This is a genomic window from Microcoleus sp. F10-B2 (genome assembly GCF_036704965.1).
In the GTDB taxonomy this organism is placed as follows: domain Bacteria; phylum Cyanobacteriota; class Cyanobacteriia; order Cyanobacteriales; family Microcoleaceae; genus Microcoleus.
On record NZ_JAUBTB010000041.1, the window covers coordinates 50,856 to 67,850 of the forward strand.

Here is a 16,995-nt window from a genome sequence, read left to right on the forward strand (position 1 = left end):
ATTGCTAATTCGGTCGATCGGTTCCTTATGAGGAGCTTTGTCCTATGCACATTCAGCATTTTCTTCACCTGATTACTGCTTTTATACTGGGAACACCTGCTGTATTTCTACTAACATCATTCCCAATTTTTGCTGCACCAATTGATAGATTAGTTGCTCCTGAACCGTTAAATACCTTGGCAGAAGACCCCTTCGCGCAGGTAAATTCTGTCTCTCAACTCTCGGATGTAAAACCAACTGACTGGGCGTTTCAGGCGCTGCAATCTCTAGTAGAACGCTACGGCTGCATTGTCGGTTATCCCGACGGCACCTATAGAGGAAACCGCGCGATAACGCGGTACGAATTTGCCGCAGGATTGAATAGCTGTCTCGATCGAGTCAGCGAACTAATTGCCACAGGAACAACCAACCAGATTACTAGAGAAGATTTAGCGATCGTCCAAAAGCTGCAAGCAGAATTTGCAACTGAATTATCGGTGTTGCGGGGTCGAGTCGATACTCTCGATGCACGCACAGCAGAACTAGAAGCGAATCAGTTTTCCACTACGACGAAGCTGAATGCGGAAATTATCGTGGTGGTAACAGATACCTCCGGCAACAGTGTTGGGGACTCGCGCGATCGCACCAACACTATTCTTGCCAACCGGGGGCGATTAAATTTTGAAACCAGTTTCACCGGTCGCGATATGCTGAGAACCCGTTTGGAATTCGGCAACTTGGGCAGGATTGCCGATGAGACGGGTACAAATATGACGGCCTTGAACTTTGATGGCAATGTCGATAACACAATCACCGTCCCTCACGTATTATATGTAACGCCGCTGACCTCTAATCTGGCGCTGACCGTCGGCCCCACAGGTGTCGGGTATCCCGATATTACGGATTTGCTGACTCCTCCAACGATCGCCAGCGATAGTGAGGGAATTCCCTCGAAGTTCGGACAATACAATCCCCTCTACCGCCGGGGAGGTGGCGGTGCTGCTGTCAACTGGACGATCGTCAAAAACCTCACCCTGACTGTAGGCTATATCGCAGGAAATCCCAATCTCTCGCAGCAAAATAACGGTTTATTCAACGGTTCCTACAATGCTCTGGTTCAGCTTGCCTACCGGGGCGATCGCGGAGCAATTGGCGTAGCCTATTCTCGTACCTTTGCACCAAGCGGTAAAGCCGACCTCACAGGCGGTACGGGCAGTTTTCTGGCTGCGCGACCGTTTGGGGACAATATTGCTACATCCAGCGATTCTGTAGGCGTACAAGGATTCTACCGCCTTGCTCCCCGGTTGCAAGTTCACGGCTGGGGCGTTTATACTCGCGCCAATGCAGAAAATTCCGGTGTTAGCAGCGTTTCTGATGGTAGAGGTGGCGTGGTTTTGCTAAATGTTGACGGGGACGATCGCGCCGATATTGTGTATGCAGCGATCGGGATAAGTTTCCCAGATGTGGGAGGTGAAGGCAACCTACCCGGGATTTTGGTGGGTTTGCCAGGTCGCGTGACGAGCAGTAATGTGCGCCGCGAGCGAGATACTTCCTATCACATTGAAGCTTTCTATCGCTTTCAGGTCAACGACAACATTTCCATCACCCCTGGTTTTTGGGCCGTTGTTAATCCTGAGAATGACAGCCGCAACGACACTCAATGGGTTTGGTTGCTTCGCACTGGCTTTAACTTTTAACCGGAAATACAGCAGATTCCATGTTTATGAAGTACACCCCAGATCGAGCCCCGTAGGGACACGGCACGCCAGCCCATTAGTGTCAACTTAAGACTCAAACCCTCAGTCCGGCAGGGGTTGAAACCCCTGCCTCAAAGCAGAAGTCCTCTCAAAGAGGACTAATGAGCTATTAGACATCTCCCATAATTCTTGTGGAACAGGCATCCTGCCTGTTCAAGATTGGCTTTTTAGGAGATGTCTATTCAGTCCTCTTTGAGAGGACTTTCGCTATGAGACAGGGAATTAATTCCCTGTCGGACTTGCTGGGTGGGCGAGAGGACTTGGCGGACTGACAGCTTAAGTTGACACGAAGAAGAGTGCCTTGTCCCTACTGCTTCATAAACCAGGGATACGCTGTATCTTGGTCAGGATTTACCTAACAAAAAACCCCTACCATCGCTGGCTGGGGTAGAAAATTATCAGGGTGCATCTACTAATATTTGCAACTATAACATACATTTGTGGGGTGTCACCCTTCATGGGTGACACCCAACTAGGAATTTAGGTCAGAATAAATTATGATTTAATATGCCAATGATTAACAAAGCTTTTATATCATCTAGTTCTGTCCCAGCCGATCTAAAATTTAAGATTTAGAATAAATCTGTGCTAGACCTCAAATTAATCCGAGAAAACCCGCAAGCCGTGCAAGAAAGCCTCAACCTGCGCGGAGGTAACTATGAAATCGAGCCGATTTTGCAATTAGACAAACAGCAGCGGGAGTTGGAAGGCAAGCGATCACAACTGCAAGCCCGCAGCAACGAAATTGCCAAACTCATCGGTCAAAAAAGAAAATCGGGTTTACCCCTCGAATCTCCCGAAATTCAGGAACTGCAGGCAGAAGGCAACGCTGTCGGCACCGAGTCGAACGAACTGCAAGCACAGGAAAAAGACCTAAAAGCTCAAATAGAAGCTTTATTGCTACCGCTGCCAAACTTACCGAGTCCGTCAACGCCGATCGGCAAAAATGAAGAAGAAAACGTCGAAATCCGGCGCTGGGGAGACGAATACATTCCCCAAAATTCAGGTATTTTACCGCACTGGGAAATCGGCGAAAAATTAGGAATTATCAACTTTGAACGGGCAGTAAAAATCGCTCAGCCCCGCTTTGTGAGCTTAATGGGAGCCGGGGCAGCCCTGGAAAGAGCGATTATTCAATTCATGCTCGATCGCCACACAAAAGCCGGTTATGTAGAAGTAATTCCACCATTTTTAGTTAACACTGAATCCCTCACAGCTACGGGTCAATTACCCAAATTTGCTGAAGAAAGTTTCAAGTGCGACCAAGATGATTTGTGGTTAATTCCTACTTCCGAAGTTCCGGTGGTCAATTTGTACAGAGGTGAAATTTTGACAGCAGAACAGTTGCCAATTTATCACTGTTCTTATACTCCTTGCTTTCGCCGCGAAGCTGGCAGTTACGGCAAAGATACGCGGGGATTAATTCGATTGCACCAATTTAATAAAGTTGAATTGGTAAAACTCGTGCATCCGAGTACCTCCGAGGCAGAGCACGAAAAGTTAGTGCAGGATGCTGAGGGAGTTTTACAGGCGCTGAAATTGCCTTATCGGGCGATCGCGCTGTGTACCGGCGACTTGGGTTTCGCGGCGGCAAAAACCTACGATTTAGAGGTGTGGCTGCCATCTGCGGGCAAATACCGCGAGATTTCCAGTTGTTCCAACGTCGCAGATTTTCAGGCGCGGCGGGCAAATATTCGCTTTAAAGAAACGGGGAAAAAAGGCACTCAATTCGTTCACGCCCTTAACGGTTCCGGTTTAGCTGTGGGCCGCACAATGGCGGCTATTTTGGAGAATTACCAGCAGCCAGACGGAACTGTAAAAGTGCCGGAAGCCTTACAACCCTATTTGGGACGGGAAGTTTTATAAGTCACTCGGCGATTGAAATCGCCGAGTAATATTAATTCCGGTTGCATCGGAATTAATATTACCCGAAATCAGGACACGGCAGTGCCGTGTCCCTACAATTTATCACCGTAGGGATACGGCAGTGCCGTATCCTCGCTTATCATTCCGGCGCAGCCGAAATTGATACTATATTACAAATTTCTTAGAGCTTCCTTGATGTCCTGGGCTAAAAATCTATCCAATGCGAGATACATCCAGTAAACAGATAACTGACTGTCACTGCTAGTCTTATGAAATCCCAAAGCCAGGGCCTGTTTTTCGTACATGGGGTGAATCATCAGCGTGTACAAGTCGCAAAGATTCGGAAAATCTGTTTGCATTTCTCCTAAAACTTTCTGTGTGTCTTCCAGAAAAGTAATCCGGTATTCTGACAAATACTGCGGATCGATCATCCAACTGCGGACAAATATTGACTGGCAATTTTGATCTCCTGGTAGCGCCATATTGAAAGGATCGATATCGGAAATAGAACTTAAATGAAGGCTTTTGCTAGGAGCGTTAAAAAAATTGACTTCAGATTCGCTAGCTGTTGGATAAAGTAAGTAAAACCCGACGGGATTGAGGTTATCTGAGCGACGCAAAACTCGCATTCCCTTTGAGTATTGACTGGCCAAAAGCCGGAGGATTTTAGCGATTTTTTGGGGTACGGCGTTAGTGTTGCGGTTCATCCAGTTGTAATTGGTCGCTAATAAATTAGCAACGGGAATCGCGTCGCACCGAGGGTTAAAATTATCTAATTGGAGTTGTACGGGGTTTTGAGGTTCGGCAATATTTAAAATTTCTGAAACAGGTTGAATTTCAATTTCGGTAGTGTTACCGTCAAAGTGTTTTTTAATTAATCCCAGGGCTTCTAATTTATCTAACATCATGCCGGCGGCGCGATCGCTTCCCCGATCGGAATCGCAGTAAAATAGTTCTGCGGCTTCCCGGTGAGTGCACTGCACTTCTGTTGCCGGCAATTCCAGTTTCGCCAGCGGCGGTTTGAGGCGGGGCTGATTTTCCTGAAGCTGTTTCACCAATAAGTAAATCCACAGCCTGATAAAGCATTCAGCCCTAGTGCGAGTTACGCCGACTCGTTTCATCAACAGCGAGACAGCCGTGCGTCGTTGAGATTGAGAATACCAAAAATTTATTTCTTCAAAATCCATTGTAGTTGCCAAGCAGCGAAGGAACTCTACTTACATATTGGCTCAATTACAATAAACTTCACCCCGCTTCAGGTTACTTGTTGCCGCTGTTGCTCAACTTGACTGATTTCCGGCGACTCTACAAGATAGCTGCTTGCTCCTTGCAAGTTCACTGCTTCACAAAGCAGAATCAATTTTAGATATTTTCTGGCTTGATTTAACAAACCAACGAACCCGAGTAAATTAGCAACTTTGGAGGTTTACGCCATGTACAGTGCTTATATCAATCGGATGGGAAAATTTTTGCCGGGAGAACCAATTAATAATGATGAGATGGAAGAATATCTCGGCAAAGTTGCCTCGCGCCCTTCGAGAGTCAGGCAGCGAATTCTCAACAGCAACGGCATTCAACAGCGCTACTACGCGATCGACAAACAGCAGCAAACAATATATTCTAACAGCCAAATGGCAGCGTTTGCCGTCCGCGACGCGATTTCTCGGTCAAATTTGGAACCAGGGGCGATCGACTTATTGGCCTGCGCTACCACTTTACCAGATTTATTAGTACCGGGATTTGCCAGCACAGTACACGGGGAACTTTCCGAATTATCTCCCCTAGAAATAGTGTCAACTCAAGGAGTTTGCTGTGCCGGAGTTAGTGCTTTAAATTACGCCGCCTCTCAAATCGAACTCGGCAAAAAACAAACAGCAATTGCCGTCGCTTCCGAATTTCCCTCGCGCCTGTTCAAAAACACCAAATTTGAAACAGAGACTTCAGTGCAAGCGGGAAAACCCCTGCCTTTCGATACAGAATTTCTGCGCTGGATGCTCTCCGACGGTGCCGGAGCATTGTTGCTGCAAAACCATCCTAGCGCAACAGGAATTAGTTTAAAAATAGAATGGATTGAACTCGTTTCTCACGCCAATGCTTATCCTGTTTGTATGTATTCAGGAGTAGCCAACGAAACATCCACTAAAAGCTGGCTGGACTATTCCTCCTACCTCGATGCAGCCACAGCGGGAGCTTTTGACTTGCGGCAGAATATTCGCTTGCTGGACAATGTAATGAAATTAGGCGTTGAAGGTTGGCTGCGGCTGATTAAATCAGGGAGAGTTTGTCCGCAGGAAATCGACTGGTTGCTGTGCCACTATTCGTCTCACTTTTTCCGGGGGCAAATTGTAGAACTTCTGGAACAAGCAGGCTGCATGATTCCTGAAGAAAAATGGTTTACCAACTTATACAGCCGGGGAAATACAGGCTGCGCTGCGATTTATTTAATGTTAGAGGAATTGTTCAATTCTGGCAAGTTGCAGCCTGGACAGAAAATCTTTTGTTTTGTCCCGGAAAGCGGGCGCTTTACCACGGCATATATGATGTTAACTGCTGTGGAAAATACCCATAAGCCTATGAGTTCTCAAATTTATAACTTTCATGAGGTTCCCGAAGCTTCGCCTCTCGAAAGCGTTAAACCCCAACACCCCAACTCTCCGCAAGCTTATTTGTTGCGGGAGTTAGCATGGATTTGGCTGAAGTTCGATCGCGAAATTCGTTCCGTTCCCATTGTCCGCAAATTGTACCGAGGAGAGTTTACAATAGAAGATTATCAAGCTTTGCTGTGCAATCTCCGGCCGCAAGTTGTAGAGGGAGCTCGCTGGATTGCTCGCGCTGCTTCTAACATGAGCGACTTTCGCCTGCGATCGACTTTTATCGGTCACGCTCAAGACGAACACCGCGACTATCAAATGCTAGAACAAAATTATGTTTCTGTGGGCGGTGAATTGGCAAAAATTGTGGAATATGATAAGAATATTGGCAGCGAAGCACTATCAGCTTTTATCTTCCACCAAGCATCGCGGGAAAATCCGGTCGATTTAATTGGCAGTATGTTTATTATCGAAGGATTGGGCAATCGGTTGGCGGGAAAGTGGGCAAAACAAATTCAAGAAACTCTCGGTTTGCAATCCGAACAAGTATCGTTTTTAGCGTATCACGGATCTAATGACGAGTCGCATTTAGCCAAACTGGAAAATTTGATTAATGCCGAATGGATGACAGATGATATTGCCCGCCGCATTGTCAAAACCGCTCGCGTTACTGCCCGTTTATATTTGCTGCAATTGGAGGAAATTCGCTAATGCAAAAGCTGCAAAAACAAGATACCGAAAATCTCCCAGATGAGCGAAAAATCCCTTACGCTACCAAACCCTACAACCGCCGAGATCCGAATGTTTGGGATGTGCTGTTTTGCGATCGAGCTATTCCCGTAGATTTAGTGGCAAAAGCCTACATGATCCGGGATTTGCAAAACTGGACTCGCAGTTATTTGCTGATTCCGATCAAAGTAATTGCTAACTTGTTGCTGGCGGTAATTATGACAACAAAGCGCCTGTTTCCCTTTCAATTTCGCGCTTACACTTTAATGCACAAATCCGCAGTATTTTTCCTGAATAACTTTGTCTCGCCAGAAGCTTGTTATTTAATTGTGCGGCATCTCGGCATCGGCTCCAACATTATAAACTTCTTGATTGACAACGGCCCCGACACCCGGATAGAAAAGTCAAAGCTTTATCCGCGCACTGTTAGCGATTTAGCTGACAATGCGTTTCTCGAACACGACTTAATTCTCTATAATTTTGTCTGGGATTACAACCAGGCAATGCTGAGAAATCCTAACTGGTTGCAGGTGGTAAAAAAACGGGGAGTAAATTATGATAGCATTCAACCAGTAGAAGTTGCAATAGATTTTGAAAAACGCAGATGGCTAAAAATTCTGGATTTAGAATCTGCGATCGAGCTCTTTAAAGTTTTTTATTCTCTGTGTTTGACTAGCGACGAATTTGCGCGAGCAGTGATGTCGCTTCAGTTAGATGAAAACTTCGGACTGTATGTCAGCGAGATTACGGGAAATTGCGACTGGAATCATGTCATTGTCAACCGCCATCCGCTAGCGCCCAACAGTCCGTTTAATGCGGCACGCGACTTGTTTTTGCACGGGATAATTTCGGAATATCTCTATCGGTATTTGGAATTGCAAAAAGAGATGAACTAAACTCATATTACATAATCACAAATACCGTAGGGGCGGGTTTTACCAATAATAGTTAATAACAGCAAACAATCTACCTAAACCCGCTCCAGACAACTAATAATCTACATCCACCCTTTCTGTGATATAAAAAAATGTATATTCCAATTGACCTTTGAGCGGGGCGGGTTTACCAGATTGTTGGTTTTAGGCATAGAAGGTTGGTAAAACCCGCCCCTACGCAATCTGAAATTATAGTTGATTTTGTAGGTATAAACTTAATAGGAAAACTCAAGCTGCTGTTAGCTGGGCTTGTTCTGCTGCTTGGGGCAAATTCTGACTTACCACAATCCACTTGCCTGTAATCGGATCGCGGTAAGTAATAAAAGGATTAGATTTTAAAGGTTGACTGCAAGGTTTAGCGGCCATTTTTACGCACTCCCAAGAACTGGTATTGAATAACTACTACAACACCATACTTTTAATAATCGGATGTTTTGCCTAAAATCCGCGTGATTTCTACCTCAACAAGAGGTGATATTTTAGCTGTGGTTTGGTGACAGCGAGCAGCGGCTTAATGTGATTGCAAACTGCGTTGGCAGTGAGCAGTATCACTAAAAACCTTCCGTAAAAAAAATCTGCCTTTTGGCTTTTACCTTCTACCTTCAAGACGGCGACTATTTTAGTGTAGATCTGATATTATTAAGTAAGGTAAAGACGTTTATTAGAGATCCCCCTCACAAACTTATGGTGCTATTTGGATTTGGCAAAAAGTCGAGCCTGCCCTCTCCCCAAGAGGCATTACCGGGACGGGCAGAGTCGATGCCGGTACCGGCAAGTCACTTTGTTAACGGCAATCCGCTCAAACCTCCCTTTCCAAACGGTATGGAGACGGCCTTGTTTGGCCTGGGCTGTTTTTGGGGAGCAGAACGGAAATTTTGGCAGCAAAATGGAGTTTTTTCGACGGCTGTTGGCTACGCAGCCGGGATTACTCCGAATCCTACTTACAACGAAGTTTGCAGCGGGATGACGGGACACAATGAAGTTGTTCTGGTTGTGTTCGATCCGAAAGTAATTAGTTACGAAACGCTGCTCAAAGTTTTTTGGGAAAGTCACAATCCTACTCAAGGAATGCGTCAGGGCAATGATTCTGGTACTCAGTACCGATCGGGAATTTACACGTATTCAGCTACCCAAATGCAGCAAGCTGAAGCTTCGCGCGATGCTTACCAGCAGGCTTTGACGGCGGCCGGTTACGGGAAGATTACCACTGAGATTATTGAGGCTCCTGAGTTTTATTACGCAGAAAGCTATCACCAGCAGTATCTTGCTAAAAACCCGAACGGTTATTGCGGTTTGGGGGGTACTAAGGTTTGTTTGCCTGCTATGTCTCAGGCTTAAAACTTGAGCCAGCTTACGGATAGGGACACATAGAGCGGGACACAACAATGTTGTGTCCCTACAAAATGGATGAGGACACAACATTGTTGTGTCCCTACACAAGAGGGCTTCTAGGCAGCCACAAAAAGCTGAATGTGTTAGTAGTTTAAAACAGGTATTAAATGTTGAGTGCTGTTGTAATTATCAATCTACTAATATCTCTGGTTTGCTTTTATATCGCTGCGAAAGTGTGGAAAATTAGGCGGACGATCGCACGTTTGGAAATTCGGATCGCCGCAATCGAACGCTGTAGCAGCAATGTCCTAGGTATGTCGCCGGATTTCTTTGCTAACAGGCAGCAAGGTACCCACCAACTGCGACTGCGCTATCAACAACTAGAAATGCAACTGCAACAGGTTCAGCAACTTTTGGGATTGCTGGGTTTGGGACGGATGCTTTGGTCCAGGCGCGCTCGACCTTTGAGGTAAGCTATCCTAAAACTGCCGCCCGTGCTAACTCCGTAGGATTTTCAACAATATTTCTACCTTTGTAAAGGGCTGCGATCGGGCAAACTTGCCTAAAATTGGTGTATGGAGAGAAGTTATAAAAATGTCAACTAAACGTTCAGGATTATTTATTGGCGGTTTGCTTGTCGGTTCTGCGATCGGGGCCGTGACTGGGTTGCTGATGGCACCGCGAACGGGCAAGGAGACGCGGCAGATATTGAAAAAATCGGCCGATGCTTTGCCGGAGTTGGCGGAAGATTTATCGACTAGCGTGCAGTTGCAGGCCGATCGACTTTCTGAAACTGCCATCCGAAATTGGGACGAAACTTTGATTAGACTCAAAGAGGCGATCGCGGCAGGTTTGGAAGCGACTCAGCGGGAACGCCAAACCCTGTCGGAAACTGAACCTGAAGTGAGCCCCCCGTCGCGCCCTCCCATCCGTTAAATGGCATGAAATTCTCAACCCCCAATCCCAGATTCAAGTGAGCGATCCCATATTTTGGCTAGGACTTTCGATTTTGCTAGTGGCAGTTAGCCTGACTGCTGTTTTAGTGACTTTAATACCTGCGGTGCAAGCGCTGGCCCGGGCGGCCCGCAGCGTGGAAAAGCTCGCTGACACGCTTTCTCGCGAGTTTCCGCCCACTTTGGAGGCGATTCGGTTGACGGGGCTGGAAATTAGCGAGTTGACGGATGATGTCAGCGAGGGAGTACAAAGTGCGGGCGAGGTTGTCAAACAGGTCGATCGAAGTATTGGTAGCGCCAAAAAGCAGGCGCAAAACGTGCAGGTAACTACTCGCAGCGTGGTGACTGGGATTAAGGCTGCTTGGAAAACTTTAACTCGGAAGCCGCCAGTGTCTGGGACAAATCGCCGTTCGACAGATAGATTGTCGCCGAGTCAAAGAAGTGCGCTTTCGCTGAGGGATTCGGGTTTGGAGGATAGGTATTCTGGGGTTTACGGTGCGGGTGCGAGTAATGGGGAATCGCCCAGGTTGAGGAGTAGCGAGGGTTCGGGCTTGCCGGGGGATGCGGAAGAGTTCGAGGAAGTGCGATCGAACGATTCTTGATTCCACCCAATTCCTCATCATCCCTCCACAGCACACCCATCCCACCAGCAAGGATTTTTATCAATAAAATCCATCAAAGCATCATACTTAGGCGAACCCTTTTGTTCCACATATTCCAAAGCGCCCCAACTTCCCCACTTACTAAATCCACCCACGTCCACAAAGTGCATGAAAAGACTGCCTCCAGCTTGTTTCCAACTATTCAGTAATTGAGTGTACATATCATACATTTCTGGACGCCTATTTAATGCCATAAAAAACTCAGTCAGTTTTTCGTTATTCTCCACTCCTTCAGTACCTACAATATGTTGACCGCCCTCGTAAACAAATAACTTGAGACCTTTTTTTTGAGCCACATCTAAGAAATACCTAAAGTCATTATCAACATCTGGCAAACTATCTTTAAAGCCAGGAAGCAACCCGCCCTCTCTTAATTGCTTAAAAGCTTTCCCAAACCCGCCATCTGCGTCCTTCAACCAAGACTCTACTGTGCTGACACTTTCTTTCCCGCCCAAGTTGCCGCTAAAATATCCAGCTATGGCTACGGCATCAATGCCGTGTTGATAACAAGGTTTATTGCCCTCAGCTACCCAATAGGAACACTCTAAAGCATGAGTTTCTAAATCTCTCCAGCCTCTTTGAGTTCCTAACACGCAGACAACTCGATTCTTTTGATCCTCAAAAACACCTTTCCAGATATTGCACATTTGAGCAGTACGCATTCCGTACCATTGCATAAAAGCATCGCCTTTATCTCCCCACTTCGCTTTACCTTGTTCCAAAGCATAATGCGATTGTGGAAATGACCAATTCCAAACCTCATTAGAATACTCTACATAAACTTTCAGCTTTGGATCTACACTATCTTTTACCCTGTTAGCAAAGTTAGTCATATATTCATCAGTAGCCTGATGCGGCATATTAAACCAGGGTTCTGCTTGAACTTTGTTAGTTAAATTCACCATAACTTCTATGGGAACATTTCCTCTGTAAGCATAGGATACGCTCTCTGGTTTAGGTCGGTTTGACCAGTCTTTTTGTTCCGAACCATTTGTCCCCATCCAATCCATAAAACGCAAAACTCTAAATTTTTTAATCTTTTCTATAAACAGCGGATTAAATATTTCACCGCTTTGATAAAGCTGTTCATCTTGGGAACGAACAACTTTAATATTGCGGATATAGTTCCCTGTTTTCTTGGGATCGGTAGCAGTAATTGTAATCATTATGCCTCCGCCTTGTGTGGCATCGACATTAATGATATCCCTCCCTGGTTTCGACGCAGCCTCATCTTTTTTGGAATCAAAGCTATATTCGATCGCACCTTCACCCTCATAAGTAACAATATATTGCCCTGAAGGATAGAAATTGGGGATTTCCCTAAGTAATAGGGTACTTACCCTAGTATATTTAGGAGCATCTTCGGGAGATGGGAGAGACTTCACCCACCCATTTTCATCAAGGTTTAAAAGATTATACTCTTCTGTATCCCATTCACCTTGACAGTTTGGTTGTCCGCTGACGCATTGAGTTATCCATTGTCGAGAAGATTTGAAAGCATCTAAAAAGGGTAGTTGTGTTGACGAGTCAGAAATACCCTGAAGCCCAACTCCTAAAGAAGAGCTAGAATTTGACGTATTTTGTACATCTGCACGCACAGCTACTTTGTTATCTGCTTGCCGTGCTGCTGTTGGAGGAATATTAGTTGTTAAAGCCCAACATCCGGGAATGAAAATGACAAAAATTAATAAACCAATGACAAAGCCCAAAGCTTTATTTTTCGATCTGATACTTAATCGAGACATAAATTTGACTGATTTTATTGTTTTAGGTAAAATCGGAGCGGTAAGACAGTTTTAATTTTGATATCTTATCAAAAAGTTCCTGCTCAAACAATCAGCTATAAGATTATTAACATTGTGGCCTCTCAGTGGAGGGGCGATCGCCCTTTCTGTCCCCAAGTGCGATCGCCCCTCTAACCGTTTTTATCCAAATCTTCTGTTTTCGGAGTTTCTGAAGTTGAGGGGAATGTTAATTGGATGTTGATATCCATTGATATTGTACTTTGCTCCAGCCAACCTATATTAACTATCTTTATTAATGCTTCTGTAGGTACAGAATTATTTATTTTAAATTCAGGAGAAGACTGAGTTTTATATCCGGCTTCCTGTAGCCGATCGCAAATATTGCGCCAATTTCCTACAGGTTCGTTAGGTACATCGGCGAGTTTTTTAACATATTGGTATAAAGTTTTACATAAATAAACCTCTGCACTTTTGGAACTCTGAAACAGTTGGCGGGCGATTTCGGCGGGACTGCAGCCGGAAAGCAATCCTCGCAGGTAAAGTTTTTCTGTTTCTGTTAGTCCCCTGCGCGATCGGGGAGAAATTTGCCGTTTAGCTTCTGCAAAAGCTTGGTACAGCCTTTCTAAGTCCCAGTGTTTGGCGGCTTCGGCAAATAAGTCTTCTTTTGAGGCCATTTTCGGGCGTGGTGAGATGTGGCTAACGATAGCATAACAAAAATTGCTAGCGTTTGTTAGTTGCTTGGTAGCGGTAGCTAGTGTAGTATTATACTAACGACTAAATAGGTAAGTGTAAATACTTAGATAAACGGGGAGGGGCGATCGCTTCAACTAACGTCAAAGCTAGTATTTGCAAAAGGCAGACAACGCTAAGTAAAGTTTTGTAACAAAAAAGCAGTATTTTGCATAAAACTTGCGGACTCAGCCTGATAGATAAATAGAGCTTGAGAAGTACGGCTACTGTTGCGGTTCGTCCGAGCTAAGGGTGGATTAGCGCGATCGGCCGATCGGCTTTTACAACAAACAGTTTATTTAATCTAAGCAAACACAGGGCAAGTTTATGCACTTGTCTCTAATCAACACGGGAGAATAACGTGTCTAATTTTTTCACGCCTGAATTTAATAACGAAAATGCGATCGCACCTTGGAATGCCAGCCTAGAAGCGACTCCAGGAATTCTCCCAAAATTAGATGCTAACCGCACCATAACGGGGGGTGTCGGTCAAGAAGTTAATATCCCGACTTTAACGCCAAACGCCTACGACAATATCATTTTGCCTGACGCTTCGCCGACTCTGATGGCTAGCGCGCTGACAACCGAGTTCAACACCAGTTTACAGGATAGCTCTGTCGATTTGCTCACCGGTCAGGCGATGTCAGAGGTATATGAGGATCTGAGTAAGTTTGCCGCTGAGCCTGATTTCGTGACAAAGATGAATGTGGCTTTTGGGGAAAACTGGGATGCTGCGACTGCGAAAGCCTTAGCTGAAGCATGGTTTAAGGGAGATTTTAGTGATATCCCGCCGGTGAAGGTTGTCTCGTCTGCTGAGATTGGCGGGGCGAATGGGGCTTTTGCTGCAGCGACGGATACGATTTATTTATCGAAGGAATTTTTGGCTGAGAATGCCGCGAATTCGGCCGCGGTTGCGGATGTGTTGCGGGAAGAGGTAGGGCATTCTGTTGATGCGCGGTTGAATGTTACGGATTCACTGGGGGATGAGGGGGCGATTTTTGGGGCGGTTGTTAAGGGGAAGGAGTTGAGTCAGGGTGAAATTCAGGCGTTGAAGAGTGAGGACGATACTGCGACTGTTGCGATCGATGGACACCAATATCTAGTAGAGAAGCAGTTGAGTTCATTTCCGATCCAAGGTAGCATTGGTTCTTTTTACAACAGAAATCCAGCTATAGCTAGTCAGTTGGGTAGAGCTACGGGTAATGAATTCCAATTTGTATCTAGTAAATGGCGACAAAACTTCCAAAACGGTGCAATATTTCACTCAGCCCAGGGTACTTTCTCTGTTCGCGGTAGTCTGGGCAATTATTACCTCAATAGTTTAAGAGGTCAAGATAGTCAGTTAGGCTTGCCTACCAGTGAAGAATCTTATGTTGGCAATTGGCGACAAAGTTTTGAGAAGGGAACTCTCGAATGGCTGAATAATGGTCAGGCTAGAGTCACGCTCACAACACAACAAACTCAAGTTCCTGTCAACAACTGGAAGGCTGAATATTTTAACAATAATTACTTAGCAGGCACTCCTGTCTTCAGCCGTTATGAAAGTTCAAATTCCCTCAATTATAACTGGGGTAGTGGTGGGCCTGGCAATGGAGTGAATAATGATAACTTCTCGGCTCGTTGGACTGGTTCTTTTGATTTTCAGGCAGGTGACTACACTTTCAAACAAAGTGTGGATGATGGAATGAGAGTATGGGTTGATGGTAATTTAATTCATGATACTTGGAGTGGTCGCAATGCCGTTGATTACAATGTAGTCCGTAATATGACTGCTGGACAACACACTGTTAAAGTTGAGTACAAGGAGTTGACTGGTGCTGCTTTAGCTAAAGTGAGTTGGGAGAAGAGGGGCAATCCGAAGCTTGATATCCAACTCGTCTATCCCTACGGAGGCTTCACTCAATCGCAAAGAAACATTTTTGAGCAAGCAGCACAAAATTGGGAGAGTGTTATTACCAAAGACAAAGTACCGAGTGGAGTTTTAAAGATTGCTATCACTCAAGGTTCAACAAGCATGGGAGGTGGAAATTTGGCCCGGTGGATTGGAGCCGAAACATATCCAGCAGACCAAGAACCACCAAAAACACGTTGGGATTGGACTACCAATCCCAATATTGATGGACACAATCGGATTAATTTTAACAGTGCTCACATCAACGGATATTCCAAAAATCATCTAATTCTTCTAACAATGCACGAAATAGGTCATACACTAGGTTTGAATGAAGCGAATCCTGAAGCGAATGGTGATCCAAGCCTATACGATACAGCAGGAGACAGCTTAATGGATTTACGACTTCCCGCTCAGGGTGGGCAGGACATGAAGATCACTGAGGGTATGAACAAAAAACTGGAATACCTTGGCTACGGAGTCAACCGCAGTCCAAGTATTAACTGGTACTAATTGTTTGAGTTTTTGTTTGCTTAGTAAAGCGATCGCCCTTTTCCCCAAATAACAAAAATGGCGATCGCCTTTCCCATGCCGAATCTCAAAGGGCGATCGCTCTTTTCCTGCAAATTTAACCCACTTGCAATAATTCTTGAGAGTGTATTGAATTTGGTACGCCATAAGCTGTATGAGCTCTTACTTCAGGCGGTTGAAGTCCTAAAACAATTAACTTAGGAGGAATACCCGCCGCTACTAACTCTTCAGCGATCGAGCGATCGGTATTATTGGCTTGAATCCAAACTTGACCGTCGATAATATCCATGTGTATAACACAATCGTGAATTCTTCTCCCCTGAAACCATCCCATTGATAGTAACATATACCGATCGTTTTCTAAATCAAAAATTACTTGACTTTGTACCTCAATTTCAGAAGCAAAAAACCCTGAGTATTCATTGAGAATCCCTTTAACAATCTGGCGGCAATCTACTAGGGTATCCATTTAACAATCTCCTCTATTTGTGGATTAAAAACAATCAACTTCAAATGATTATCGACCAATAAAATATCGGCAAACTTATCTTCAATAAAAAGCTCCTCAAAAGACATCGCAGGTATGGCAAGATAGAGCGTTCTTTCCGGTTCAGTTTGTTCTAAAATTTTCTGATAAAGAATGTATTGTCCCAAAGCCTTCTCTAAATCTAAAATTTTAGAGTCACTGATAAAACTTTTAACTTCAACAGCTATCTTAGACTGATTCTTTTCAGCGCCAATCAGTTTTTCTGCTCCGATATCTACAAATAGTTTTCGCTTTGCCCATTTCAAGAACAACGGGTCATGAGTAACTTTCCAGCCAGCTTTAACAAGTGCCTGTTTCACAACTGGATGATAGTAATCTTTTGCTGACACTGTTGCTCCTTTTAAACGCTCTAGGACGATGCTTTAAGTATAGCAAATAAATTACCGACATTACTACCAATGACCCGAAAGATGAATCTTTAGCTTGCGTAAGCCAGTTTGTCGGCATCTATGAGGACTTGTCAAAGCTCGATAAGCAATAAAAACTTCTGGTTGTTGTTAACTACAAATCTAAACGTGATAAGCAGTAATAGCAACTATTCCATCAGCACTGTAAATAGCTTCGATGCGTCTAAAAGTAGAATGAGTCCACCACACTTTCATGCGATTTCCTTGAGCCGGAGCCGTACCAATTTTACCGTAGCCTGCTGTTAATAGAAGTAACTCAAATTCGTATCCGCTCAATAAATCGGGGTAACAGCAAAAAAGAAGGTTCACAATCATAGGCACAGCATGGTAGAATATAAAGC

Annotated in this window: 16 protein-coding genes; 9 read left to right on the forward strand and 7 right to left on the reverse strand. The window is 44.9% G+C overall.

Annotated features, from left to right (window positions below):
- Positions 1-44: 44 nt before the first annotated feature.
- On the forward strand, positions 45-1,676 hold the full coding sequence (locus tag QUA99_RS17315) for an iron uptake porin (RefSeq protein ID WP_333238928.1): 1,632 nt from the start codon (positions 45-47) through the stop codon (positions 1,674-1,676).
- 645 nt (positions 1,677-2,321) lie between these two features.
- Positions 2,322-3,602: a serine--tRNA ligase gene (serS, locus tag QUA99_RS17320; protein WP_333238930.1), complete on the forward strand. Its 1,281-nt coding sequence runs from the start codon at positions 2,322-2,324 to the stop codon at positions 3,600-3,602.
- A 170-nt stretch (positions 3,603-3,772) separates the two neighbouring features.
- Here the strand turns inward: serS and QUA99_RS17325 are convergent, their stop codons facing one another.
- On the reverse strand, positions 3,773-4,789 hold the full coding sequence (locus QUA99_RS17325; RefSeq protein ID WP_333238932.1) for a hypothetical protein: 1,017 nt from the start codon (positions 4,787-4,789) through the stop codon (positions 3,773-3,775).
- A gap of 246 nt (positions 4,790-5,035) precedes the next feature.
- Here QUA99_RS17325 and QUA99_RS17330 point away from each other — a divergent pair, with 246 nt between their 5' ends.
- Both QUA99_RS17330 and QUA99_RS17335 read left to right on the forward strand, forming a co-directional pair.
- The gene (locus QUA99_RS17330) at positions 5,036-6,904 is read left to right on the forward strand and encodes a 3-oxoacyl-[acyl-carrier-protein] synthase III C-terminal domain-containing protein (RefSeq protein ID WP_333238934.1); all 1,869 of its coding nucleotides are present in this window, start codon (positions 5,036-5,038) and stop codon (positions 6,902-6,904) included.
- Positions 6,904-7,818, forward strand: a complete 915-nt coding sequence (locus tag QUA99_RS17335) for a DUF6999 family protein (RefSeq protein ID WP_333238936.1) — start codon at positions 6,904-6,906, stop codon at positions 7,816-7,818. Before QUA99_RS17330 ends, QUA99_RS17335 begins: the two co-directional genes overlap by 1 nt.
- A gap of 267 nt (positions 7,819-8,085) precedes the next feature.
- Here QUA99_RS17335 and QUA99_RS17340 read toward each other — a convergent pair whose 3' ends face one another.
- Positions 8,086-8,223: a hypothetical protein gene (locus QUA99_RS17340; RefSeq protein WP_333238938.1), complete on the reverse strand. Its 138-nt coding sequence runs from the start codon at positions 8,221-8,223 to the stop codon at positions 8,086-8,088.
- Between the two features lie 318 nt (positions 8,224-8,541).
- Between QUA99_RS17340 and msrA the strand changes: the two genes are divergently transcribed.
- The 4 genes from msrA (at position 8,542) to QUA99_RS17360 (ending at position 10,744) form a co-directional block, all read left to right on the forward strand.
- Positions 8,542-9,195: a peptide-methionine (S)-S-oxide reductase MsrA gene (gene msrA, locus QUA99_RS17345; protein ID WP_333238940.1), complete on the forward strand. Its 654-nt coding sequence runs from the start codon at positions 8,542-8,544 to the stop codon at positions 9,193-9,195.
- 161 nt (positions 9,196-9,356) lie between these two features.
- Positions 9,357-9,662: a hypothetical protein gene (locus QUA99_RS17350; protein ID WP_333238942.1), complete on the forward strand. Its 306-nt coding sequence runs from the start codon at positions 9,357-9,359 to the stop codon at positions 9,660-9,662.
- A gap of 121 nt (positions 9,663-9,783) precedes the next feature.
- A complete protein-coding gene (locus QUA99_RS17355) occupies positions 9,784-10,125 on the forward strand; it encodes a YtxH domain-containing protein (protein WP_333238944.1) in 342 nt (113 codons plus the stop codon).
- A gap of 37 nt (positions 10,126-10,162) precedes the next feature.
- Positions 10,163-10,744 (forward strand): DUF948 domain-containing protein, encoded by a 582-nt coding sequence (locus tag QUA99_RS17360; RefSeq protein WP_333238946.1) that lies wholly within the window; start codon positions 10,163-10,165, stop codon positions 10,742-10,744.
- Between the two features lie 17 nt (positions 10,745-10,761).
- Here QUA99_RS17360 and QUA99_RS17365 read toward each other — a convergent pair whose 3' ends face one another.
- Together QUA99_RS17365 and QUA99_RS17370 are read right to left on the reverse strand one after the other, a co-directional pair.
- Positions 10,762-12,549, reverse strand: a complete 1,788-nt coding sequence (locus tag QUA99_RS17365; protein WP_333238948.1) for a cellulose-binding protein — start codon at positions 12,547-12,549, stop codon at positions 10,762-10,764.
- Positions 12,550-12,719: 170 nt separating this feature from the next.
- On the reverse strand, positions 12,720-13,223 hold the full coding sequence (locus QUA99_RS17370) for a DNA-binding response regulator (protein ID WP_333238950.1): 504 nt from the start codon (positions 13,221-13,223) through the stop codon (positions 12,720-12,722).
- 416 nt (positions 13,224-13,639) lie between these two features.
- On the opposite strand from QUA99_RS17370, the gene QUA99_RS17375 reads away from it, so the two are divergent.
- On the forward strand, positions 13,640-15,682 hold the full coding sequence (locus QUA99_RS17375; protein WP_333238952.1) for a PA14 domain-containing protein: 2,043 nt from the start codon (positions 13,640-13,642) through the stop codon (positions 15,680-15,682).
- 115 nt (positions 15,683-15,797) lie between these two features.
- Here the strand turns inward: QUA99_RS17375 and QUA99_RS17380 are convergent, their stop codons facing one another.
- The 3 genes from QUA99_RS17380 to QUA99_RS17390 all read right to left on the reverse strand — a co-directional run.
- Entirely contained in the window at positions 15,798-16,169 is a 372-nt protein-coding gene (locus QUA99_RS17380; protein WP_333238954.1) for a XisI protein, read from the reverse strand.
- Positions 16,157-16,576 (reverse strand): element excision factor XisH family protein, encoded by a 420-nt coding sequence (locus QUA99_RS17385; protein WP_333238956.1) that lies wholly within the window; start codon positions 16,574-16,576, stop codon positions 16,157-16,159. The genes QUA99_RS17380 and QUA99_RS17385 overlap by 13 nt, the downstream gene beginning before the upstream one ends.
- A gap of 180 nt (positions 16,577-16,756) precedes the next feature.
- A partial coding sequence (locus QUA99_RS17390) for a hypothetical protein (protein WP_333238958.1) occupies positions 16,757-16,995 on the reverse strand: 239 nt, incomplete at its 5' end.